The 22,100-nt window shown below is 64.0% G+C and carries 23 protein-coding genes; 14 read left to right on the top strand and 9 right to left on the bottom strand.

What is annotated here, in order from left to right; all coding sequences use genetic code 11:
- Positions 1–34: 34 nt before the first annotated feature.
- Positions 35–535 (bottom strand): hypothetical protein, encoded by a 501-nt coding sequence (locus AAFP05_RS09930; protein ID WP_341729704.1) that lies wholly within the window; start codon positions 533–535, stop codon positions 35–37.
- Between the two features lie 315 nt (positions 536–850).
- Between AAFP05_RS09930 and infC the strand changes: the two genes are divergently transcribed.
- The 6 genes from infC to pheT all read left to right on the top strand — a co-directional run bounded on the left by infC (position 851) and on the right by pheT (position 6,864).
- Positions 851–1,534 carry a translation initiation factor IF-3 gene (infC, locus tag AAFP05_RS09925; RefSeq protein ID WP_341729711.1) on the top strand — a complete coding sequence of 228 codons (684 nt, stop codon included), beginning with the start codon at positions 851–853 and terminating at the stop codon, positions 1,532–1,534.
- Positions 1,535–1,610: 76 nt separating this feature from the next.
- Positions 1,611–1,829 carry a 50S ribosomal protein L35 gene (rpmI, locus tag AAFP05_RS09920; protein WP_341729703.1) on the top strand — a complete coding sequence of 73 codons (219 nt, stop codon included), beginning with the start codon at positions 1,611–1,613 and terminating at the stop codon, positions 1,827–1,829.
- Between the two features lie 39 nt (positions 1,830–1,868).
- Positions 1,869–2,234, top strand: coding sequence for a 50S ribosomal protein L20 (gene rplT, locus AAFP05_RS09915; protein WP_341729702.1), 366 nt, complete (start codon positions 1,869–1,871; stop codon positions 2,232–2,234).
- Positions 2,235–2,247: 13 nt separating this feature from the next.
- Positions 2,248–3,054 (top strand): RNA methyltransferase, encoded by an 807-nt coding sequence (locus tag AAFP05_RS09910; RefSeq protein WP_341729710.1) that lies wholly within the window; start codon positions 2,248–2,250, stop codon positions 3,052–3,054.
- 220 nt (positions 3,055–3,274) lie between these two features.
- Positions 3,275–4,375, top strand: a complete 1,101-nt coding sequence (gene pheS / locus AAFP05_RS09905) for a phenylalanine--tRNA ligase subunit alpha (protein ID WP_341729701.1) — start codon at positions 3,275–3,277, stop codon at positions 4,373–4,375.
- The gene (gene pheT, locus AAFP05_RS09900) at positions 4,372–6,864 is read left to right on the top strand and encodes a phenylalanine--tRNA ligase subunit beta (protein WP_341729700.1); all 2,493 of its coding nucleotides are present in this window, start codon (positions 4,372–4,374) and stop codon (positions 6,862–6,864) included. The genes pheS and pheT overlap by 4 nt, the downstream gene beginning before the upstream one ends.
- 77 nt (positions 6,865–6,941) lie before the next feature.
- On the opposite strand, the gene AAFP05_RS09895 is transcribed toward pheT, so the two are convergent.
- From AAFP05_RS09895 to AAFP05_RS09865, 7 genes are all read right to left on the bottom strand, one after another.
- Positions 6,942–7,304, bottom strand: a complete 363-nt coding sequence (locus AAFP05_RS09895) for a DUF2200 domain-containing protein (protein ID WP_341729699.1) — start codon at positions 7,302–7,304, stop codon at positions 6,942–6,944.
- A 425-nt stretch (positions 7,305–7,729) separates the two neighbouring features.
- Positions 7,730–8,812 carry a Fic/DOC family N-terminal domain-containing protein gene (locus tag AAFP05_RS09890; protein ID WP_341729698.1) on the bottom strand — a complete coding sequence of 361 codons (1,083 nt, stop codon included), beginning with the start codon at positions 8,810–8,812 and terminating at the stop codon, positions 7,730–7,732.
- 231 nt (positions 8,813–9,043) lie between these two features.
- Complete coding sequence (locus AAFP05_RS09885; protein WP_341729697.1) at positions 9,044–9,526, bottom strand: TrmH family RNA methyltransferase; 483 nt, start codon at positions 9,524–9,526, stop codon at positions 9,044–9,046.
- Positions 9,523–10,440 (bottom strand): pseudouridine synthase, encoded by a 918-nt coding sequence (locus AAFP05_RS09880; RefSeq protein ID WP_341729696.1) that lies wholly within the window; start codon positions 10,438–10,440, stop codon positions 9,523–9,525. The genes AAFP05_RS09885 and AAFP05_RS09880 overlap by 4 nt, the downstream gene beginning before the upstream one ends.
- A 53-nt stretch (positions 10,441–10,493) precedes the next feature.
- Positions 10,494–10,886: a type II toxin-antitoxin system VapC family toxin gene (locus AAFP05_RS09875; RefSeq protein ID WP_341729695.1), complete on the bottom strand. Its 393-nt coding sequence runs from the start codon at positions 10,884–10,886 to the stop codon at positions 10,494–10,496.
- Between the two features lie 2 nt (positions 10,887–10,888).
- The gene (locus tag AAFP05_RS09870; protein WP_341729694.1) at positions 10,889–11,152 is read right to left on the bottom strand and encodes a type II toxin-antitoxin system Phd/YefM family antitoxin; all 264 of its coding nucleotides are present in this window, start codon (positions 11,150–11,152) and stop codon (positions 10,889–10,891) included.
- A 93-nt stretch (positions 11,153–11,245) separates the two neighbouring features.
- Positions 11,246–12,463 carry a pyridoxal phosphate-dependent aminotransferase gene (locus AAFP05_RS09865; protein ID WP_341729693.1) on the bottom strand — a complete coding sequence of 406 codons (1,218 nt, stop codon included), beginning with the start codon at positions 12,461–12,463 and terminating at the stop codon, positions 11,246–11,248.
- Positions 12,464–12,599: 136 nt separating this feature from the next.
- On the opposite strand from AAFP05_RS09865, the gene AAFP05_RS09860 reads away from it, so the two are divergent.
- Positions 12,600–13,202 carry a TetR family transcriptional regulator gene (locus AAFP05_RS09860; protein ID WP_341729692.1) on the top strand — a complete coding sequence of 201 codons (603 nt, stop codon included), beginning with the start codon at positions 12,600–12,602 and terminating at the stop codon, positions 13,200–13,202.
- On the opposite strand, the gene larE is transcribed toward AAFP05_RS09860, so the two are convergent.
- Positions 13,186–14,034 carry an ATP-dependent sacrificial sulfur transferase LarE gene (gene larE, locus AAFP05_RS09855; protein ID WP_341729691.1) on the bottom strand — a complete coding sequence of 283 codons (849 nt, stop codon included), beginning with the start codon at positions 14,032–14,034 and terminating at the stop codon, positions 13,186–13,188. The genes AAFP05_RS09860 and larE overlap by 17 nt on opposite strands.
- An 81-nt stretch (positions 14,035–14,115) precedes the next feature.
- Here larE and argC point away from each other — a divergent pair, with 81 nt between their 5' ends.
- From argC to tyrS, 7 genes are all read left to right on the top strand, one after another.
- Complete coding sequence (gene argC, locus AAFP05_RS09850; protein WP_341729690.1) at positions 14,116–15,144, top strand: N-acetyl-gamma-glutamyl-phosphate reductase; 1,029 nt, start codon at positions 14,116–14,118, stop codon at positions 15,142–15,144.
- Positions 15,141–16,292 (top strand): bifunctional glutamate N-acetyltransferase/amino-acid acetyltransferase ArgJ, encoded by a 1,152-nt coding sequence (gene argJ / locus AAFP05_RS09845; protein ID WP_341729689.1) that lies wholly within the window; start codon positions 15,141–15,143, stop codon positions 16,290–16,292. The genes argC and argJ overlap by 4 nt, the downstream gene beginning before the upstream one ends.
- Positions 16,292–17,203, top strand: a complete 912-nt coding sequence (gene argB, locus AAFP05_RS09840; protein ID WP_341729688.1) for an acetylglutamate kinase — start codon at positions 16,292–16,294, stop codon at positions 17,201–17,203. Before argJ ends, argB begins: the two co-directional genes overlap by 1 nt.
- Positions 17,203–18,399, top strand: coding sequence for an acetylornithine transaminase (locus tag AAFP05_RS09835; RefSeq protein ID WP_341729687.1), 1,197 nt, complete (start codon positions 17,203–17,205; stop codon positions 18,397–18,399). The genes argB and AAFP05_RS09835 overlap by 1 nt, the downstream gene beginning before the upstream one ends.
- On the top strand, positions 18,396–18,932 hold the full coding sequence (locus tag AAFP05_RS09830) for an arginine repressor (RefSeq protein ID WP_341729686.1): 537 nt from the start codon (positions 18,396–18,398) through the stop codon (positions 18,930–18,932). The genes AAFP05_RS09835 and AAFP05_RS09830 overlap by 4 nt, the downstream gene beginning before the upstream one ends.
- Before the next feature lie 104 nt (positions 18,933–19,036).
- Positions 19,037–20,476: an argininosuccinate lyase gene (gene argH, locus AAFP05_RS09825; RefSeq protein ID WP_341729685.1), complete on the top strand. Its 1,440-nt coding sequence runs from the start codon at positions 19,037–19,039 to the stop codon at positions 20,474–20,476.
- A gap of 30 nt (positions 20,477–20,506) precedes the next feature.
- Positions 20,507–21,775 carry a tyrosine--tRNA ligase gene (tyrS, locus tag AAFP05_RS09820; protein ID WP_341729684.1) on the top strand — a complete coding sequence of 423 codons (1,269 nt, stop codon included), beginning with the start codon at positions 20,507–20,509 and terminating at the stop codon, positions 21,773–21,775.
- Positions 21,776–22,100: the final 325 nt, after the last annotated feature.

The following is a 22,100-nucleotide window of genomic DNA, read 5'->3' as shown; positions in this document are numbered from 1 at the left end:
TGCCCACCGCGCACGCCGCCGGTGGGCATTCGGGTCATTCGATGCCGTGCTTGTGCAAGATGTTGTCCACCTCACCATCCGGTACGGCATTCTTCGACGTGCCGGATGCGGTGGACGGATCGGGCATCGGCGCAGCAGCAACGCCCCGCTTGGCCTTGGACTCCTGGCGCTGGGCCTTCGCTGCGAGCTTCGCGTCATTCTCGCGTTGCTTGGTTTGACGTTCATATTCGCGCAGCTTGGCTTCATCCTTGGTCGGCACCTTGATTGCGCCGCCGATGAACCAGGCGACCAGGCCGAGCACGGCCAGCGCGATGCCGACCGAGATCGTGGTGGTCAGCTGGGTCAGGTGACGCAGCCAGTCGATGATCTGCCCGGTGAGGCCGACCAGCCCCGCGCCCACGACGATCAAGATGATTCCTGTACCGCGCAATAGGAAGTTCACGCTGCGGCGCGCATTCCACTTCAACACCGTCCAGACAGCTGCGAGCACTCCCACAGCCACGCTGACCAGCACGATGATCGTTGAGTCGTTCATGGGGAAAGCCTGACACGGCCGAGGCCGGTTTGGGCGCAGACACGAGACTGCGTTAGAATTCAACACGCTGATCGGTCTCGTGCAGACCGGATCCAACAAAGTGAGGGCCTGACCCTCCACCCATGATCGCAATCTGGTGGTCCTGGGTCGGTACCGCAGCGCCGGGAAGAGAATCTCCCGGGGGGCTCGGGGCGCGACACGTCCAGGGCGCCAAGCCGCTCACCGTCAGGCCTTCGCGTTCGCGGAGGCCTTTTTCGTGGCCGTCGCCGGACGACCAGAACCGATCAGCCAGACCAACGACATTGGAGGACAGTCATCAGCAACGAATTCCGTATCAATGAGCGGATCCGGGTGCCCGAAGTGCGCCTGGTCGGCCCACAGGGCGAGCAGGTAGGTATCGTGCGGATCGAGCAGGCACTGCAGCTTGCCCGGGAGCACGATCTGGACCTCGTCGAAGTCGCACCGAGTGCTCGTCCGCCGGTGGCCAAGCTCATGGACTACGGCAAGTTCAAGTACGAGAACGCTCAGAAGGCCCGTGAGTCGCGCCGCAACCAGGCGAACACCGTCATCAAAGAGATGAAGCTGCGTCCCAAGATCGACGAACACGACTACGAGACCAAGAAGGGTCACGTCGTGCGCTTTCTCAAGGCCGGCGACAAGGTGAAGATCACCATCATGTTCCGCGGCCGCGAACAGTCTCGTCCCGAACTGGGTGTCAACCTGCTCAGGCAGTTGGCTGCCGACGTGGCCGAAGACGGTGTGGTGGAGCAGGCTCCCAGGCTGGAGGGGCGCAATATGCACATGGTGCTGGCTCCCACCCGCAAGAAGAGCGAGGCCAAGGCTGCCGAAGCCGTCCAGCGTGAAAAGCGGATGGCCGAACGCCAGGAAGCGGCCGAAGAGAACAGGCGTGTTGAGGCCGAGCTGCGCGCGAAGGCGACGAGCCAATCGAAGAAGAAGAAGGGTCCGGCCGACAACATGGACCCCGACCTCCTTCCTTAAACCCCAGGGAGTCGGACGAGACTCTGCCCCGGTGCGGCATCCTGCGCCGAGACGATCGAGAGAATGGAGCGGCACCATGCCGAAGATGAAGACGCACTCCGGTGCCAAGAAGCGGTTCAAGGTAACCGGTAGCGGCAAGCTGACGCACAAGCGTGCGGGCAAGGGCCACCTGAACGAGCACAAGCCGTCGAAGCGCACCCGCCGGCTCAACGTGGACGGTGTCCTCGAGACCGGTGACGCCAAGAAGGTCCGCAAGCTGATCGGTGGCTATAAGCCGAAGTCGAAGCGCGGCTGACGCCGTTCCCTACCCGAACCACTTTTCAAGGAGTACGAAATGGCACGCGTCAAGCGGGCAGTCAATGCACAGAAGAAGCGCCGCGAAGTCTTGGAGCAGGCGTCCGGTTACCGTGGTCAGCGGTCACGGCTCTACCGCAAGGCCAAGGAGCAGACGCTGCACTCCGGCGTCTACGCCTTCCGCGACCGTCGCGCCAAGAAGGGCGATTTCCGCAGCCTGTGGATCCAGCGAATCAACGCCGCTTGCCGGGAGAACGGCATGACCTACAACCGTTTCATCGCGGGTCTGAAGGCCGCAGGCGTCGAGGTCGATCGCAAGATTCTCGCCGAGCTGGCCGTGAACGATCCGGCGACCTTCGCCGCGCTGGTGAAGACCGCCCAGTCTACTCAGCAGCCTGCTGCCTGAGGTAGTGACCGACATCAACGGCGGGCCCGACGCCCTCGCGCCGATATCCAAGGCGCAGGTGCGTTCGGCCCGCCGTCTGCATCAACGCAAGGGACGTCAGGCGGCAGGGGAGTTCCTCGTCGAAGGCGCCCAGGCGGTCAGGGAGGCGCTCGGTGGCGACGATGAGATCACGCTGATCATCGTGGACGACCCCAGTCGGCATCGCGAGATACTCGCCCTTGCCGGCGGTCTGCCGGTTGTTCAAGCCGACGCCAACGAGACCGCTCAGCTCGCCGATACCGTCACCACCCAGGGGCTGTTCGCTGTGGTACGCGACACCCCCGCCCGGCTGGAGGATCTGCGGGTCGACCCGCAGCTGATGGTCATCTGCGCCGAGGTCCGCGATCCGGGTAATGCCGGAACCGTGATCAGGTGCGCGGACGCTTTCGGGGCGGACGGCGTGATCCTCACCCACGGATCGGTCGAACGCACCAACCCCAAGACAGTGCGCGCCTCGGTGGGCAGCATCTTCCATCTCCCGGTTATCAGCGGTCCCGATGCGGCCCAGGCGATCGGCTGGGCGCGTGAGCACGGCATGCAGGTCTTCGCCGCGGATGCCGGAGGCCGAAACCTCGACGAGATCGCGAACACGCAACTGGCTCGTCCAACAGCATGGGTGCTGGGCAATGAGGCCTGGGGCCTGCCCGACGAGGTCATCGAATTGGTCGACGAGATCGTCTCGATCCCGATGTGGGGCCGGGCGGAGAGCTTGAACCTATCGACGGCCGCGGCGGTCTGCCTGTACGCGTCAGCCAGCGCGCAACGCCATGGGCTATCATGACGCCATGTCTATCGTCGGTGCGATTTTCCGCGGAGCCAGCCGGGTTGCTGGGGACGCGACGTTTACTGCGCAGGTCTAGGCCTGCACTTCAATCACCGATCATCACGATCTTGCCGAGCGTTCTGGCGGCGAGGGGTCTAACAAATCGACCGCGGCAAGCCTGCGCGCTTTGCGCGTGCCCGCCGGCCGGTGTCTGAAAGCCAAGAAACCGAGGGGAGCCATGACCTCAGAATCCGCAGAGCAGGATCCGAATCCGCTCGATATCAGCCAGGTAATGAGCTTGGTTGAAGTCGCGCTCGCGGCCGTCGCCGCTGCCGGCAGCACCGCAGAACTCAAGCAGGTGCGCATCGATCACGCCGGCGAGAAGTCGCCGCTGGCCTTGGCGAACCGCGCCATCGGCAAGCTCGAACCCGGCCAGCGCAAACACGCCGGCCAGCTCGTCGGGCAGGCCCGTGGTTCGGTGAACGCGGCGCTCGCGGCCAGGCAAGCCGAGTTGAACACCGCCGAACTGGAGGCTGCGTTGCGGGCCGAGCGCCTCGATGTGACGCTGCCGGTGGAGCTGCATCCCGCAGGTGCGCTGCACCCGATCACTGCGCTGATCAACGACATGTGCGATGTCTTCGTCGCGATGGGCTGGGAGGTTGCCGAGGGCCCGGAGCTGGAATCGGAATGGCTCAACTTCGATTCACTCAATATCGGCCCCGATCATCCCGCCCGTGGGCTGTCCGACACGCTCTTCGTCGAGCCGGCGTCCGATCACAAGCTGCTGCGCACCCAGACCAGCCCGGTGCAGATGCGCACCCTGCTCAGTCATGACGTGCCCGTTTACATCGTCAGTCCCGGCAAGGTCTATCGTGCGGACGAGTACGACGCGACCCATCTGCCCGTCTTCCATCAGCTCGAAGGTCTGGTGGTGGACAAAGGCGTCACGATGGGCCATCTCAAGGGCACCCTCGATCATCTCGCTCATGCCATGTTCGGCGATGTCCGCACCAGGCTTCGTCCGCATTACTTCCCGTTCACCGAGCCGAGCGCCGAGATGGATCTCGAGTGCTTCGTGTGCCACGGCGAATCGGTCGGCAATCCCGATCGGCCCTGTCGCACCTGCAAGTCCGAGGGCTGGATCGAATGGGGTGGCTGCGGAGTGGTCAATCCCCGCGTCCTGGCGGCGGCGGGCATCGATACCGATCTCTATTCGGGTTTCGCGTTCGGGATGGGCGTCGACCGCACGGTCATGTTCCGCAACAACGCGGCCGATCTGCGCGACTTCGTCGAAGGCGACATCCGGTTCCCCCGTTCACTGCAAGGAGGCGCCCGATGAGGGTCCCGATGTCTTGGCTGCGCGAACTGGTCGCGCTGCCGCCCGCTACCACCACCCAGCAGATCGCCGACGCGCTGACCCGTGTCGGCCTGCAGGTCGAGCGCATTGAGGCTACCGGTGCCGATATCACCGGCCCGGTCGTCGTCGGACGCGTCCTCGAATTCGTCGATGAGCCCCAGAAGAACGGCAAGATCATCCGCTGGTGCCAGGTTGATGTCGGCGAGGGGCCGCGCGGCATCATCTGCGGTGCGCACAACTTCGCCGCCGGTGACGCCGTTGTGGTTGCGCTGCCCGGGGCGGTACTGCCCGGCGGATTCGAGATCTCGGCCCGCAAGACCTACGGTCACATCTCCGACGGCATGATCTGCGCGGTCGATGAGCTCGGTATCGGCGAAGACCACACCGGCATTCTGGTACTTCCCGAGCAGATTGACGGCGCGCCGGTCACGCTAGGAGCCGATGCCATGAAACTGCTGCAGGCGCGCGACGAAGTGTTGGAGATCGACGTCACCCCCGATTCCGGGCACTGCCTGGGCATGCGTGGCATCGCACGAGAAACGGCGCAGGCCTTCGGTGTGGATTTCACCGATCCGTACGCCCCTATCGCGTTCGAGCAGACCGGTGGCGGGTACCCGGTCCGGCTGGACTCGCCCGGCTGTTCGCTGTTCAGCGCGTTGACCATCACCGGGCTGGATCCTCAGGCAGCCACCCCACTGTGGATGTCGCACCGGTTGACTGCCGCCGGGATGCGTTCCATTCGCCTGGCCGTCGACATCACCAATTACGTGATGCTCGAATCCGGGCAGCCGTTGCACGCCTACGACGCGGACGCACTGCAGGGCACCATCGTCGTCCGGCAGGCGACCGAAGGCGAGCGCCTGGTCACCCTCGATGACGTCGACCGCACGCTATCGTCCGAGGACTTGCTGATCACCGACGACTCCGGCCCGATCGGTCTGGCCGGTGTGATGGGCGGCCAGACCACCGAACTCACCGCGTCCACCCGCAACATCGTGCTGGAAGCGGCTCACTTCGATCCGGCCACGATCGGGCGAACCTTCCGTCGGCACAAGTTGCCGTCGGAGGCATCCGCTCGTTTCGCACGCGGCGTCGATCCGGCATTGCCGCCTGCCGCCGCCAGGACCGCGGCGCGGTTGATGGTCGAATTGGGCGGTGGCGTGCTGTCGGATGCCTTTACGGTGACCGGCGAGGTCGCCGCGATGCCGGTTCAGCGGATACGGGCGGATCTGCCCGCCACGATCCTGGGCGCCGAGATCAGCACTCAGCAAACAATCGATGTGCTGACGGCGTCCTGCGTCGAGGTCACCGAGCAGGCCGATTGCCGGCTCACATTGGTGCCGCCGACCTGGCGTGGCGACCTGGTCGATCCCTACGACTATGTCGAAGAGGTCGGACGAAAGCTCGGCTTGGAACTGATCACCCCCCAGGTGCCCAGAGCCACCGCCGGACGTGGGCTGAGCTTCGAGCAGCGTTCGCGGCGCGCTGTGCTGGCCGCGGCCGCCGAGGCGGGTTTCGCCGAGCTGATAACACTGCCATTCATCAGCACCGCCGAACTCAACAAGCTCGGGCTGGCTACCGACGATCAGCGTCGCGCTGTGGTGCGGCTGGCCAATCCGCTGGCCGACACGCAGCCGTATCTGCGCACCACGCTGTTGCCGGGCCTGTTCGGCGCTGTCACCCGCAACACTTCGCGGTCACAAGACGATCTCGCGCTCTTCGAGTGCGGCTCGGTCTTCTGGCAGAACGACGCGCCTGCCGCACCGATCCCCGACGTCCGCCAGCGTCCCAGCGAGGCTGCGATCGAGGCCGTCACCGGTAATCTGCCCGATCAGCCTCGGATGCTGGCGGCCGTGCTCACCGGCAACTGGTTGCCGGCGAGCTGGCAGCGTCCGGCAGTGAAGGCCGACTGGACGCATGCCGTCTACTTCGCCGAGACAGCGGCCGCTGCGCTGGGGCTGAAATTGGTTCGCCGCGCCGGCACCAACGCTGTCTGGCATCCGGGACGCTGCGCCGAACTCGGCATCCGGGCCGCCGAAGAGTTCGTCGTGCTCGGGCATGCCGGAGAACTGCATCCCTCGGTGATCAAGGCCTACGGCTTGCCGGAGCGGGCCTGCGCGGTTGAGCTGGATCTCGATCGGCTGATCGCTGCGGCCCCGCGCGGCGGCGAGATTGCACCGCTGTCGTCCTATCCGCTGACCAAGCAGGATGTCGCCTTGATCGTGGACCTAGATCAGCCCGCCGATGAGGTGCGCCAAGCGCTGGTGGATGGGGCAGGGGAGTTGTTGGAGTCGATTCGGCTGTTCGACATCTTCACCGGAAGCCAGGCCGGTGACGGCAAGAAGTCGCTCGCTTTCGCGCTCGGTTTCCGGGCCCCCGATCGGACGTTGACCGAGGCCGAGGCCGCGGTCGCTCGCGAGGCTGCGGTTGCCAAGGCCGCCGAGGTCTGCGGAGCTGTTCAGCGGGCTTGATACGTCAGCGGAATCAACCAACGGCGGGGCCCCGGAAACACCGGTGATGCCGGTTATAGGGGGTCTGCCGTTGGTTGCTACGTGCGCAAGATCTTCTCCATGGTCCTGCCTTTGGCCAATTCGTCGACCAACTTGTCCATGTAGCGAGTCTTCTGCATCACAGGCTCCTCGATCTCCTCGACCCTGACGCCACACACCACACCCTTGATCAGGGACGCATTGGCGTTCATCGGGGCGACAGTGAATAGGTCTTCGAACGTGGTCTCGTTCGCCAGATGCTCCGCGAGTTCGGCGTCGCTGAAGCCTGTCAACCAGGTGAGCACCTGGTCGAGTTCGTCCTTGGTGCGTCCCTTTTTCTCCACCTTCGCGATGTACAGCGGATAGACCGACGAGAACGGCATCTGGTAAATGCGCTTGAGGGTCTTTTCGTCCGTCTTCATGTCTGAAATCGTACCGAGCCGCCGCAATGCCGAACCGGTCGCGCCGCCACCTCGGCGAAGGCGGTGCCGGCGAGCTGGCTATCAAGCCCTGGCGCTCAGAACACCGAATACTCAACAGGCCGAGCACCGCCAGCTCGAAGACCCAGCCGAGCATCAAGTCTCGTTCCAGCCGCAGCGCCAAGGAGAAGGGACCGTGTACCCATCTCGCGGCGGACGAGCGTCCGGCGCGCTGCAGAATGGTTCCGACGCCGAAGTCGCGTCGCCCGGATAGATATAACGTCCCCGCGGTGAGCACACCAGCCAACGCGACAGATAACAGCGGCAACCAGAACATGTTCGCGGCGAACGCCTCGGCATGCCGGGCCCACCCGAACGGGGTGAACCGGACCAGTGCCGGAGCGATCCCCGCATCGGCACGATCACGACTATTCGGGACGCGTCAGCACGTTCAAGAACTCATCGTTAACGAAGAGGGCATCCCTACCCATTCTGACGTCGCTCAGCAGTCCCGCCTCAACCAGCGCATGAAGCCAAGCGGACGCGGTCTGTCGCGAGACATCGCAGCGTTCGGCCACGATGTTGATACGGCAGTATGGCTGCTCGAAAAGAACGGCGAGAAATTGAGCGTCCCGTCCACCTGGGGTGGCGGCACGGGCCAGCTCGGCGATGTTGTCTTGACATATGCGGATAGAGTCGATCTTTCGGATTGTCGACATCGCCGACTCGCGGACGGCCTCAAGCATGTAGAGGATCCAGTCAATCCACGCGTCGTCCGCAGTCACCGCGCGCAGCAGGCGGTAGTAGTCATTCTTCCGGTCGATGATCGCGCGCGAGAGGTAGAGAATGGGATCGCGTAGCAGGCCCGCCTCAATCAACATGAGTATGTTGATGACGCGGCCCGTCCGCCCATTGCCGTCGTGGAACGGATGGATCGCCTCGAACTGGTAATGGGCAACTGCCATGCGCACCAACGGGTCAAGGTCATCCTCGGCGTGAATGAACCGCTCCCAGGCCGCGAGCTTGTCACGAATGAGGTCTGCTCCTTCGGGTGGTGCATAGACGACCTGTCGCGTGACTGGATTCGCGATCCGTGTGCCCGGGACCGTACGGACCGCCATCTCGCGCCCCTGGAGAGCTGAGCAGATACGAGTTGCCGTCGTGGCGGTAAGCGGTCGGTCTCTGATCGCGTCAACCCCAGCGAACAGCGCGCTACGATAGCGCAGTGTCTCCTTCGTGGCGTGGTCGCCGCCACCCGAGTCTGCGTGTTTGAACAGCTCGTCTGCTGTTGTCACGATGTTCTCGATCTCGGAACTTGCCTGCGCTTCGAGCAGCGGGACAGCGTGAATCAGGATGTTGGCGTTCGGTAGCAATTGCCCGGCTTGGGAAAGCGTGGCCAGCGCCGTTCGGGCGTCAATCGTCGCCTTGAGTACCCGCTTGGGTTCAAGGTCCGTGCCTGCAGGTGGCAGCGGCGGCAGGTCGTTGAACGGGATGTCAGGGCTCCAGTCCACGTGTCAGCTCCTTCGACAGTTCCGCATGTTATGTTAAAAATACGAGATAATTTTAACACGTTTTGAAGATGTGTCAGGCGACTCGACACGAAGTCAAAGCCTCGCCGTCGACGGGTGCCAGAGTCACGAATGCGGGGAGCCACTTCGGACATGGGCACCAGACCGCTTCGGCTCGGTGCCGCAGCTGGCTGCACGGTTGACGTCAGAACGATGTGGTGCGGGCCGCCGGGATCATCGCGTTCCATAGCCGAATTGGCGCCAGACTTCGTAGACGGCGACCGCCGCGGTACTTGCCAGATTCAGGGAACGCGACCCCGGAAGCATCGGCAGTTGCAGGATGTCGGTAGTCCGAGAATCTGCGAGCACCTCGGGAGCCAGGCCGGTGGGTTCGGGCCCGAAAAGCAGGACATCTCCCGACTGGAAGCGCACGTCGGTGAAGGGCCTGCTCGCCCGGGCAGAGAAGGCGAAGACGCGGGCCGGGAGCAGCGCGGCGTAGGCCTCGTCCAAATTCTGGTGGGCATAGAACTTGGCCTGGTCCCGGTAGTCCAGGCCCGCCCGGCGCAGCTTGGTGTCGTCCAGATCGAAGCCCAGCGGTCCGGCCACGTGAAATTCGCATCCGGTGATGGCCGATAACCGCATGGTCGCCCCGGTGTTGTTGGGAATACAGGGACGATCGAAGAGCACTCTGATCGGGCAGGGCGTCGGTTCAGTCATTGGGGGGCCCAATCGAGTGGGTGATTGCTGGTGAAGCAACGGCGACTGGCGTCCACGGGGTCAGTGAATGTTAATTCCCGTGCCACCAATTGCAGGGGAGTGGAGAAGTCGTCCAAATCGACATCTTGGACAATGGGATAGAGCGGGTCACCCACGATAGGGATACCCAGACCATTCAGATGCACCCGTAGCTGATGGGTTCGTCCGGTGAGTGGGGTGAGCTTGTAGCGGCCGGTGCCGCCATGGCGTTCGGCCAATTCGATCAACGTCTCGGAGTTGGGCTCACGGTCCGGGTACACGACCGCCTGCAGATTTCCTCGTTCTTTGACGATATGGTTGCGCACTGTTTGCGGGAATTCGAGCAAATCCGACACTGGCGCCAGGGCCTCGTAGTGCTTATCGATCTGACGATGCCTGAATGCCTCCTGATAGGCACCGCGCCATTTCTTCTCGGTGGTCAACACCAGCACACCGGCGGTCAGCCGATCGAGGCGGTGCGCGGGAGATGCGTCCGGGTAACCCAGTTCGTTGCGTACTCGGACGACTACCGATTGCAGCACGTGATTGCCCCGGGGAATTGTGGCCAGAAAGTGTGGTTTGTCCACCACCACGATGCGTTCGTCGGCGTAAAGCACCTCGATTTCGAATGGCACCTCCGCCTCGTCACGGCGATCGCGGTGGAACCAGATGAAGGTGTGCGGCTGGTAAGGCTCGTGGCCGTTAATCGGCGTGCCATCGGTCAGGACGAACCGGCCATCGGCCAGCATCCGGGCCGTCGGAGCCTGCTGGGAGATCTTGAAGAACAGAAAATCCGACAGCGTTTCCCATTCGGGTGATTCCTTGCCCCGGTCAGGGGTACGGACCCAGGCGGCCTGCAGCCCATGACGAGGCGGCAGAGGGGAACGCGGTGGCACAGCGACAACAGTACTGCCGCAACCAGCGCTGTTTTCGGATCCTGGAGCTGTCGTCAGTCGGGAGCGACGACGGTCATACCGTGGGCTTTCGCCGCTTCGGCCAGCCGCTGGTTATAGCAGACGAATCCATCGAGGTCGTCGCCCAACTCGAGGGCCGTAGCGAGGTGCAGGGCATCGAGGCTGCGCAATATGGCTGGATCGAGGAAGGCTGCTGCCTCGAATGTCGCTGGTGATGGCGTGATGAGTATCAGGGAATCCAGAACAGCCCGCGCCTGAACTATTTGATCGGGCGCAGTGCGGCGGGCTGCTCGCAGCAGCTCGGTCCGGGTGAGGTCCGAGGAAACCAGAGTGGGCGAGGTCTGCGATATCCAGCTTCGCAGTCTGCGGGTTTCTGGTTCCGCGACAACAAGCTTGACCAGTGCAGATGTGTCGGCGTAGAAAACCATCGTCAGTATCTTTCGGCGTCTCGCGCTTCGCGCAAGGCATCTGACAACGGCTGCCCGGACGGGGGAGTCGGTAGCTCCGCCAGGGTCCGCCGAGCCGGTCGGGCTCGGCCGGAGTTCAATAGTCTCTGCAATGGCGAGTTGAACAGCGCGGTCAATTGCGCGACAGCCCGTCCGCGGTCGGTGATGGTGATCGTCTCCCCACGGATGGCCTGGGCTACCACGGCAGAGGCGTTCTGCTTGAGTGCCCGAATCCCCACTTCGCTCATGTTCTTCATTGTGGATCATGGTCGTGGACTGGCTGTCCGGTTGGTTTGGTGGCTGAGGTGCTTGGGCAGCGACCTTGTCCCGCTCGCGTACCGTCAGTCGCTCAGACGGGTCTCCTCGCAGTACTCGGCGATGCGTCCGATCGCTTCGCGAAGCACCGCTTCCTCGGGCAGCGCCACCAATCGGAAGTGATCGGAGTAGGGCCAGTTGAACCCACGGCCGTGGCTGACCAGGATCTTCTTGCGTTGCAGCAAGCCGAGCGCCCACTCTTCGTCATCATCGATGTCATACATCTCCGCATTCAGGTGCGGGAAGAGATAAAGCGCGCCGCGCGCAGGCCCACAGCTCATTCCGGGGATCTCATTGAGCAGCTTGTGAGCGAGCTGCAGCTGGTCGTGGAAGCGTCCGCCAGGCTTGACCAGGTCATCGATCGACTGATAGCCACCGAGCGCGGTTTGAATGGCGTGCTGAGCCGGCACGTTGGCGCACATGCGCATATTCGCGAGCAGTTGCAGGCCTTCGAAGAGATCGGCAGCATCATCCAGCGGACCGGTCGCGACCTGCCAGCCCGCGCGCCAGCCACAGGCCCGGTAGGCCTTGGAGAGTCCCGAGAAGGTGAAACACAAAACATCCGATCCGGTCAACGTCGCCATGTTCGTGTGAACACCGGAGTAGATGATCTTCTCGTAAATCTCGTCGGCCAGCACAATCAGATTGTTGTCGCGGGCAATATCGACGATCTGGGTCAGCAACTCCCGCGTATAGACCGCGCCGGTCGGGTTGTTGGGGTTGATGATCACGATCGCCTTGGTGCGGCGGGTGATCTTCGACTTGATGTCGTCGACGTCAGGCTGCCAGCCATTCGACTCGTCGCACAGATAATGCACCGGATGCCCGCCCGACAACACGGTCTGTGCGGTCCATAGCGGATAGTCGGGCGCCGGGATGAGGATCTCGTCGCCGATATTGGTGAGTGCCTGCAAGGTCAGCGAAATCAGCTCGCTGACACCGTTACCGATAAGCACCTGTGGTACATCGACATCCAGCCCGCGGGTCTGGTAGTAATTCGCAACGGCGGTGCGCGCCGAATAGATGCCGCGGGCATCCGAATAGCCGTCGGACTCATGAAGATGCGAGATGAAGGTGCGTACCATCGATTCGGGCGGTGCGAAGCCGAAATTGGCGAGATTGCCGATGTTGAGGTGCAGTACACGCTGCCCTTCAGCCTCCATGCGCTGAGCCTCAATCATGTTCTTTCCGCGCACGTCGTAGTGCACACCCTGCAATCTGCTCGCCTGTTCGAATTTCGACATCGTGTCGCCTTTCATCTGGTGAGGCTCCCGATCCAGCCCATCTGGCTGACGAAACCTCTGAGCAGAGTATCCCCGATCCGGCTGCGGAAACCGAAAATCTTCCGTCCACGGCGGAAGCTGCGGGTATGGTCGCAGGGTGGCAGTGAGACCGGCAGGCATCGTTGATGCCGCTTTGGGCATTCTCGACGCGTATGGACTGGCGGACCTGTCGATGCGGCGCATCGCTGATGCGCTGGGAGTCCAGGCGGCCGCGATCTACTGGCATTTCGCGAACAAGCAGACTCTGCTGGCCGCCGTGTCCGACGCGATTCTCGCCGGTCAGGCTGGCTGGGATGACCAGCTATCACTCGAAGTGTGGGCTCGTGATCTGCGCGGTGTCCTTCTCGCACACCGCGACGGAGCCGAGCTGGTGGCTGCCAGCCTCGCGGTGGGATTGTGCGAACGCATCCCGGACGCCGGTGCGGTGGCTGCGTTCGAGTCGCACGGCTGGCAGCCCGATGAAGCCGGACGCGCCGCTCGTGCCATCGTGCACTTCATCTTGGGTCATGTCATCCAGGAGCAGACCAGACAGAATCTGCTCGCCGTCGGGGTGTTGGCGCCACCGACGGAGGCTCTCGACGAAGAAGGCTTCGAACTCGGACTGCGGATGCTGATCAGCGGTGCTCGTGCGGTGGCGGCCGGCCGAGATTCTCGAGTCGATGGGTCGGACGGAGAACCGGACGTCAGCTACGCCGTTTGATGATCTGCATCGTGAACGCTCCGGACTGCATCCCTGCCAGATCGATGGTCACATAGGCGAACCCGGCGGCACGGATCGCCTGCAGGGCCTGCTGGCGGATCGAATCGTCGGCGAATCGTCCGATTTCGGCGAGCGGAACCTCGATCCGCGCTATTCGGTCGTGGTGGCGCACCCGCGAATCCGAGAAACCCAGGTCACGCAACGCCTGCTCGGCGACTTCGATCTGGCGCAGCTTGTTGGGCGTGACCTCCTCGCCGTGCGGAATCCGCGATGCCAGGCAGGGGGCCGCAGGCTTGTCGGCCACCGACAGACCGAGGTCCCGCGCCAGCGCCCGCACCCGGGCTTTGGTGATTCCGGCCTGAGCGAGCGGACGCAACACGCGGTGACGGGTGGCGGCCGCTGCGCCGGGCCGGTCGTGGCGCTCGGCATCGTCGGCATTCTCGCCATAGGCGACCGCATCCAATGACAGGGCGTCTGCCAGCGTGTCGGAGATGACGGTGAAGAGCTCGTCCTTGCAGTAGAAGCAACGGTCGGCTCCGTTGGCCCGATATTCGGCACGCTCGCCCTCGTGGGTGGCGAATTCGACGAGATCGGCCCCCATCTCGGCGGCCACCGAGCGAGCGACCTGCAATTCATGCCGGGCAAGTGACGGTGAATCGGCGAGCAGACCAACGGCGCGCTCGCGTCCCAAGGTGCGCACCGCGAGTGCCAGCAAGACGGCCGAGTCGACACCACCCGAGTAGGCGACGCCGAGTCGTTTCACGCCGCTCAACACATCCGCGACCGTTTCGGCATCGTCGCGGGTCGCCATCGACAGGTCATCGAACCTCACAGGCCCGGAGTCTAGCGCCCCGGGTGCAATCACATAGGATCAGAGTTGCATATCTATTACTCGCGCGGCATAGTTATGCGCATGACGTATTCGATAGCCGTGGCGGGGTGCACCGGTTACGCGGGCGGCGAACTCCTTCGCCTGGCGGCCATGCATCCGGAGCTGTCCGTTGGTGCGCTGACCGCGCACTCCAATGCTGGCACCAAACTCGGCGTTCACCTGCCCAATCTGCCCCAACTGGCAGACCGCGATGTGCTCGACACCACAGCAGAGAACCTGGCCGGGCACGACATCGTCTTTCTGGCCTTGCCACATGGCGCGTCGGCCCAGATCGCCCGGCAATTGGGCGATGACGTGCTGATCATCGATTGCGGCGCCGATTTCCGGCTCACCGATCCCGCGCAGTGGACGAAGTTCTACGGCGGCGAGCACGCCGGAAGCTGGCCCTATGGGTTGCCCGAGCTGCCCGGCCAGCGAGCCACCCTCGCTGAGGCGAAGAAGATTGCGGTGCCTGGCTGCTATCCGACCAGCGTCACGCTTTCATTGCTGCCCGCATTGACTCACGGCCTGATCTCCGGAACCGACGTCACCGTCGCGGCGGCCTCTGGATCCTCGGGTGCCGGCAAAGCGGCCAAACCGAATCTGCTCGGCAGCGAGTTGTTCAACTCGATGAGTGCATACGGAGTGGGTGGCATGCACCGCCACGTACCCGAGATCCTGCAAAATCTGAGCTTGCTCGGTGCCACCGCACCGACGGTGAGTTTCACCCCGATGCTTGCGCCGATCTCTCGCGGCATTCTTGCGGTGGTGACCGCACCGATCAGCGGGGTCGGCGTGGACGAGGTGCGCGAGGCCTACGCCGATAGTTATGCCGAAGAGCCGTTCTGCCGGTTGCTTCCCGAGGGCCAATGGCCGCTGACGAAGTCGGTGCTGGCCAGCAACGGATATCAGGTGCAGGTCACCGTGGATGAATCAGCTGGTCGACTGGTCGCGGTCGGCGCGCTTGACAATCTGACCAAGGGCACCGCCGGCGGCGCCATTCAATCCATGAACGTTGCGCTCGGCCTGCCCGAGACGACCGGACTGTCCGCGATAGGAGTAGCACCGTGAGTATCACCGCCGCACAAGGATTCGCCGCCGCAGGCATTGCCGCAGGCATCAAGGCGAGCGGGAAGCCCGATCTGGCCTTGATCCAGAACCTGGGGCCGCGATTCGACGCGGCTGCTGTCTTCACCTCCAATCGAGTCGCGGCAGCACCTGTCATCTGGTCGCGTCAGGCGGTGGCCGACGGGCGGCTGCACGCCGTGGTGTTGAACTCCGGGGGGGCGAATGCCTGCACCGGGACGCCCGGCTTTCAGGACACCGTCGCCACTGCGGAGGCCGTTGCTCGGGCGACCGGCTGCGAGACGGACGAGGTCGCAGTCTGCTCCACCGGGTTGATCGGTGTCCGGCTACCGATGGACGCCATCCTGGCCGGCGTCCGGACGGCGGCAACCGAACTGAGCCCCACTGGCGGCGAAGATGCGGCGCACGCCATCATGACCACCGATACCCACGCCAAGCAGGCACTCGTCCAGTGCGAGGGGTACACGATCGGCGGCATGGCCAAGGGTGCCGGCATGCTGGCGCCTGCACTTGCCACCATGCTCGTCGTGATCACCACCGATGCCGAGGTCTCGGCTGCAGAGCTGCAGACCTGCCTTGCCAAGGCGACATCGTTGACCTTCGATCGCATCGATTCCGACGGCTGCATGTCAACCAACGACACCGTGCTCGCGCTGGCTTCCGGCGCATCCGGCACGATTCCCGATCTCGACGGTTTCACGACCAACCTGGCCAGGGTCAGCTGGAGCCTCGCGCGGCAACTCATCGGGGATGCCGAGGGCGCCGCGCACGACATCGCCGTGGAGGTCACAGGTGCGGCATCCGAAGCCGACGCTCTCCAAGTTGCCCGCGAGATCGCGCGAAGCAACCTCTTCAAATGCGCGATCTTCGGCAACGATCCCAACTGGGGTCGCGTGCTGTCGGCCGTCGGGGTCACCACGGCGGCCTTCGAGCCAGAAGAACTCGACGTCACCATGAATGGCGTCCAGGTCTGCCGGGCGGGAGGAGTCGGCGAACCGCGCGAGCTCGTCGATCTGAACCAGCGAGAATGCCATGTGCTGGTCGACCTGCATGCAGGGGACCACAAGGCAACCATCTGGACCAACGACCTGACCTACGACTATGTCAAAGAGAATGCGGAGTACAGCTCCTGATGGCACTGCAGAGAACCAACGACGAATCCACCCTGATCGCCAAGGCCGGAGTGCTTATCGAAGCCTTGCCGTGGCTGATGGACTACGCCGGCAAGATCATGGTCATCAAGTACGGCGGCAACGCCATGATCGACGACGAGCTGAAGAACGCCTTCGCCCAAGATGTCGTCTTTCTGCGTCAGTGTGGCGTGAAGCCGGTCATCGTGCACGGTGGTGGCCCGCAGATCTCGTCAATGCTGAAGCGGCTCGATATCCGTTCGGAGTTCCGCGGCGGGCTGCGAGTGACCACCCCCGAGGCGATGGATGTCGTCCGGATGGTGCTGGTCGGCCAGGTCGGCCGCGAGTTGGTCAACCTGATCAATCGCCACGCGCCGTTCGCGGTCGGGCTGTCCGGCGAGGATGCGGGCCTGTTCACCGCGGAGCCGAAGACGATTCAGCTCGATGGCGAAGACATCGACCTCGGACAGGTCGGCGATGTCGCGACGGTGAATCCCGATGCGGTGATCGACCTGATCGCGGCAGGCCGGGTGCCGGTGGTGGCCACAGTGGCCCCTGGACCGGGCGACATGGTCTACAACGTGAACGCGGACACCGCGGCCGCTGCCCTGGCGACCGCACTTGGGGCCGATCGCATGGTGATGCTCACCGATGTCGCCGGACTCTACGCGGACTGGCCCAAATCCGAGAGCATGATCAAGGAGATCGACTCCGCCGAGCTGCGCCAGCTACTTCCCGATCTCGAATCGGGGATGCGCCCCAAGATGGAGGCCTGCTTGCGGGCGGTGGACGCGGGGGTCGAGCGCGCCACGATCATTGACGGCCGCGTCAAGCACGCGCTGTTGTTGGAAATCTTCACCGATGAGGGCATGGGCACCATGGTCCGTGCTGCGGAACACCATCAGGAGGCGTGATGCCCACTCAAACCGAATGGTTGAAGCGCTACGAGCGCTCCATGATGCACTGCTTCGGCACGCCGAAAACTGTTTTCGTCCGGGGCGAGGGATGTTCGCTGTGGGACGCCGACGGCAATCGCTATACCGACATGTTCAGCGGAATCGCGGTCGGCGCGCTGGGACATGCCCACCCGGCAGTCATAGCGGCGGTGACCGAGCAACTCGGCACCCTCGGCCACATCTCGAACCTCTTCGCTTCGGTGCCACAGATCGAGTTGGGCGAGCGACTGGCCGATCTTGCCACAGCGGGCTCGCCCGACCGCTGGGCCCGCGTCTATTTCGCAAACTCGGGCACCGAGGCCAATGAAGCGGCCTTCAAGATCACCCGCCTGACCGGACGCACCAAGATCGTCGCCATGGAAGGCTCCTTCCACGGCCGGACGATGGGTGCCCTCGCGCTGACCTCGGCGGCGAAATACCGGGAGCCGTTCGAACCGCTACCCGGTGATGTCGTCTTTGTGCCCTACGGTGACCTCGAAGCTGCCGCTCAGGCCATTGATGACCAGACCGCCGCGGTGGTCGTCGAGACAATCCAGGGCGAGAGCGGGGTCGTCCCTCCTCCTGCCGACTTCCTGCCAGGCCTGCGCGCGCTAACCCGCGAGCATGACGCCCTGCTGTGGATCGACGAGGTTCAGACCGGCATCGGGCGGTGCGGCGAATGGCTGACCTCGGTGGCCGACGGGTTGGACCCCGATCTGATCACCATCGCCAAGGGTCTCGGTAACGGCATACCGATCGGGGCCTGCATTGCTATCGGCCAGGCCGGGGAACTGCTCACCCCGGGTAGCCACGGCAGCACCTTCGCCGGCAATCCGATTGCTGCGGCTGCCGGACTTGCCGTCCTTTCAACGATCGAGAGCGACGGTCTGCTCGCCCGGGCGAGCGAGCTGGGTGAACGCCTGGCCGATGGCATTGAAAGCCTGGGACTGCCGCAGATCGAAGAGGTACGCGGCCGCGGTCTGCTGCGTGGCGTGGTCTTGCGCGACGAGATCGCTTCCCGGGTGACCGACGCCATGCTCGATTGCGGCTGGATCATCAACGCGCCTCGTCCGGCCGTCTTGCGGCTGGCGCCGCCGCTGGTCGTGACCGCCGAGATCATCGACCAGTTCGTGACGGTACTGGGAAGCGTCATCGCGGAGGAATCAGGCCGGTGAGTGAAGAGGCTCAGCCGCGAGCATCGACGAGAGTCGCCAGGCAGGCCCGCATCATCGACCTGATCCAGCGCCATGAGATCGGTTCGCAGGCCGAACTTGCCGATCTGCTCGGCGCGGGCGGCATCTCGGTCAGCCAGGGCACACTCAGCAAGGACCTGCTCGAGATCGGTGCGGTGCGGGTCCGCGACGCGGCAGGCGCCCTGGTTTACGCGCCGCCGGCGGCCGAGATCGCGTCCGATCATTCGGCGCATGAGGCCAGGCTTGCTCGGGTTTGCGTCGAATTGCTCATCTCGGCTTCCGGTTCGGCCAACCTGGCGATTCTCAAGACGCCGCCCGGTGCCGCCCAGTACTTCGCTTCGGTGATTGACCGGGTGGCCAACGACGCGATCCTGGGCACGATCGCCGGGGACGATTCGATCCTTGTGATCGCGCGGAAGCCCGACGGTGGTCAGGCCTTGGCCGGTTGGTTCAGTGGATTGGCTTCTGGTGAGTTGCGGGAAGATTCGTCCGACCGCGATCCGGGCTTGGCTTAAACCTGAATGAGGCTTGCACGATGGTCGCTGACTCGGCTGCTGACGACTCGCCGTCGCCTCGGTCCGGGTATCAGCGAGGTATCGACGTACGCCATGATGGGCGGGTGACTCAGACACCCAATCAGCCAGCAGCTCAGCACGCCGAAGGATTCCTCTGGGGCGGACGTTTCACCGGCGGTCCTGCCGATGCGATGTTCGCGCTGTCGGTCTCCACGCAATTCGACTGGCGACTTGCTCTGGACGATCTGGACGGTTCGATCGCGCACGCGTCTGCCCTGCACAAGGCAGGCCTGCTCACCGATGACGACCACGAAGCGATGGTGGCGGCGCTGCAGCGGCTGCGCGCCGATGTCGCATCCGGCGAGGTCGTGGCGGAGCCCAACGACGAAGACGTGCATGGCGCACTCGAGCGCTTGCTCATTGAGCGCGTCGGGACGCAGCTCGGCGGGCGCCTGCGGGCCGGCCGCTCGCGCAACGATCAGATCGCGACCTTGATCCGTCGCTGGTTGCGCCGCGAGATCCGCTCGCTGAGCCTCGATGTGCTCGCTGTGGTGGACGCGCTACGAGATCAGGCTGGCGCTCACCTGGGCGCGATCATGCCCGGACGCACCCACATGCAGACCGCCCAGCCGGTTCTGGTGTCCCACCAGCTGCTGGCGCATGCCTGGCCACTGCTGCGAGACATCGAACGACTACAGGATCTCGACAAGCGCGCCGCCGTGAGCCCCTATGGTTCGGCGGCGCTCGCCGGTACATCTCTCGGCCTTGATCCCGAACAGGTGGCAGCCGACCTCGGATTCGACTCCTCGGCGCCGAATTCCATCGACGGCACTGCCGCTCGCGATGTGATCGTCGAGGCCAGCTACGTGCTCGCGCAGATCGGAGTGGATCTCTCGCGGCTATCCGAAGACGTGATCATCTGGGTGACCCCGGAGTTCGGATTCGCGAAGCTGGACGATGCCTGGTCGACCGGCTCGAGCATCATGCCGCAGAAGAAGAACCCCGATGTCGCTGAGCTCGCGCGCGGCAAGGCAGGACGCCTGATCGGCAATGTCGCTGGACTGCTCGCCACCTGCAAGGGGTTGCCGCTCGCCTACGACCGGGATCTCCAGGAAGACAAGGAGCCGCTCTTCGACTCGGTCGACCAGTTGCACATGCTGCTGCCCGCGGTGGCGGGCATGATGGCAACGCTGCGTTTCGATACTGAGCGGACGGCGCAGGCTGCGCCACGAGGTTTCTCGCTGGCGACGGACATGGCCGATTGGCTGGTGCGCAAGGGGGTGCCATTCGCTCGTGCGCACGATGTGGCTGGCGCTGCGGTGCAATTTTGTGAGAACGCGGGCATCGAGCTGGCCGAGTTGACACCCACCCAACTTGCCGAGATCGCGCCGGAGCTGACTCCGGAAGTCCTGGATGTGTTGACGATCGAGGGTTCTGTCGCGTCACGCAACGGACGCGGCGGTACTGCACCCGAGCGAGTGCGCGAGCAAATCGCGGAGTTGAGTGCTCTCGCGGATGCTGCCAGGAGCTGGGCGAACGCCTAGGCGGCTGTGCCGTGCCGCTAGTCTGGCCGGGTGAATGCACTGCTCGATGAACTGACCTGGCGCGGCTTTGTGGCCCAATCGACCGATGCGGACGCTCTCGCGGCCCATCTGGACAGCGGACCCGTGACCTCCTATGTCGGCTTCGATCCGACGGCAGCGAGCCTTCATATCGGTCACTTGATGCAGCTCTTGCTCGCCCGCCGCCTACAGGAGGCCGGGCATCGTCCGATTCTGCTCGTCGGTGGAGCAACAGGCATGATCGGCGATCCGAAGATGACCGGCGAACGCGTGATGAACCGGGTCGAGGTCGTCCATGAATGGGCGGATCGGCTGCGCGACCAGGTGGGCCGCTTCGTGAGCTTCGACGGCAGCAACGCCGCGATCGTCGAGAATAACTTCACCTGGACCTCGCAGCTGTCGGCACTGGACTTTCTGCGGGATGTCGGCAAGCACTTTTCGGTGAACCGGATGCTCGCCCGCGATGTGGTCGCCAGGCGGCTGACCGAGGGGATCAGCTTCACGGAGTTCTCGTATGTACTGCTGCAGTCCCTGGACTACCTCGAGCTCTACCGTCGCTACGGCACGACGCTGCAGACCGGCGCCCAGGACCAATGGGGGAATATCACCGCGGGCATCGACTTCGTCCGACGCACCGAGGGGATTGGCGTTCACGGCCTGGTGACGCCGCTGCTGACCAAATCCGATGGCTCGAAGTTCGGCAAGACCGAATCCGGAACTGTCTGGATCGACGCGGAACTGACATCTCCCTTTGCCTTCCATCAGTTCTGGCTGAACGCCGAGGACGCGAAGGTGATCGAATACCTCAAGATTTTCTCCTCGCGAACTCGCGACGAAATCGCCGAATTGGAGATCGAAACCGAACAGGCCCCGCACAAGAGGGCTGCCCAGCGTGTCTTGGCGGACGACATCACCGATCTGGTGCATGGACGTCCAGAACGCGAGGCCGCAGAGCTGGCCGGTCGTGCCATCTTCGGACGTGGGGACCTGGCCGCGCTACCAGCCTCGACGCTGAGCGCCGTGATGTCCGAGTTGGGGGCGGCCGAGATCACCCGAACAGACGGACGATTGCCGTTGGTCGCCGATGTCCTGGCAGCCAGCGGGGTAGTGCCGTCGAAATCCGCCGCTCGCAGAGCCATTGCCGAGGGCGGGGCATATCTGAACAACCAGAAGGTGACCGACGTCGAAGCACATCTGGGTGACGACGACCTTCTTGCCGGACGCTGGGCCCTGCTTCGCCGTGGCAAGCGCACCGTCGGTTCGGTGAAACTGGCCGGCTGAGACCTCACGGACTGCGGATTTGCGTAGCCCGTCAAGGGTGTGTAATGTTGGCGGAGCCTTCTGGGGCTGATGATCGTGGGAATTCGAGCTATTCGGGTTCTGGCTAGGGGTTTTCCTCTGGTTTGGTTGTTGGCAGTGGTGGGTGACTGGCTTTCTGGGTCTGTTGTCGCAGATGGGTGTGTGTCCGGTTGGGGCCCGCTCGGAGCGTGATGGGTTTGGGTGTGGGGTCTTGTTGTGGGGTTGGATCTTCGGGTTTGATTCTTGTGGCGGGGTTCGGTATAGTTGGTCGGGTCGCTTCGGCTGGGATTGTGGTTCTGGTGGGGGT

It is taken from the genome of Brooklawnia sp., assembly GCF_032229645.1.
GTDB lineage: Bacteria > Actinomycetota > Actinomycetes > Propionibacteriales > Propionibacteriaceae > Brooklawnia.
Note: the sequence above shows the minus strand (reverse complement) of the source record. Positions and strands in the feature narration are given on the sequence as shown.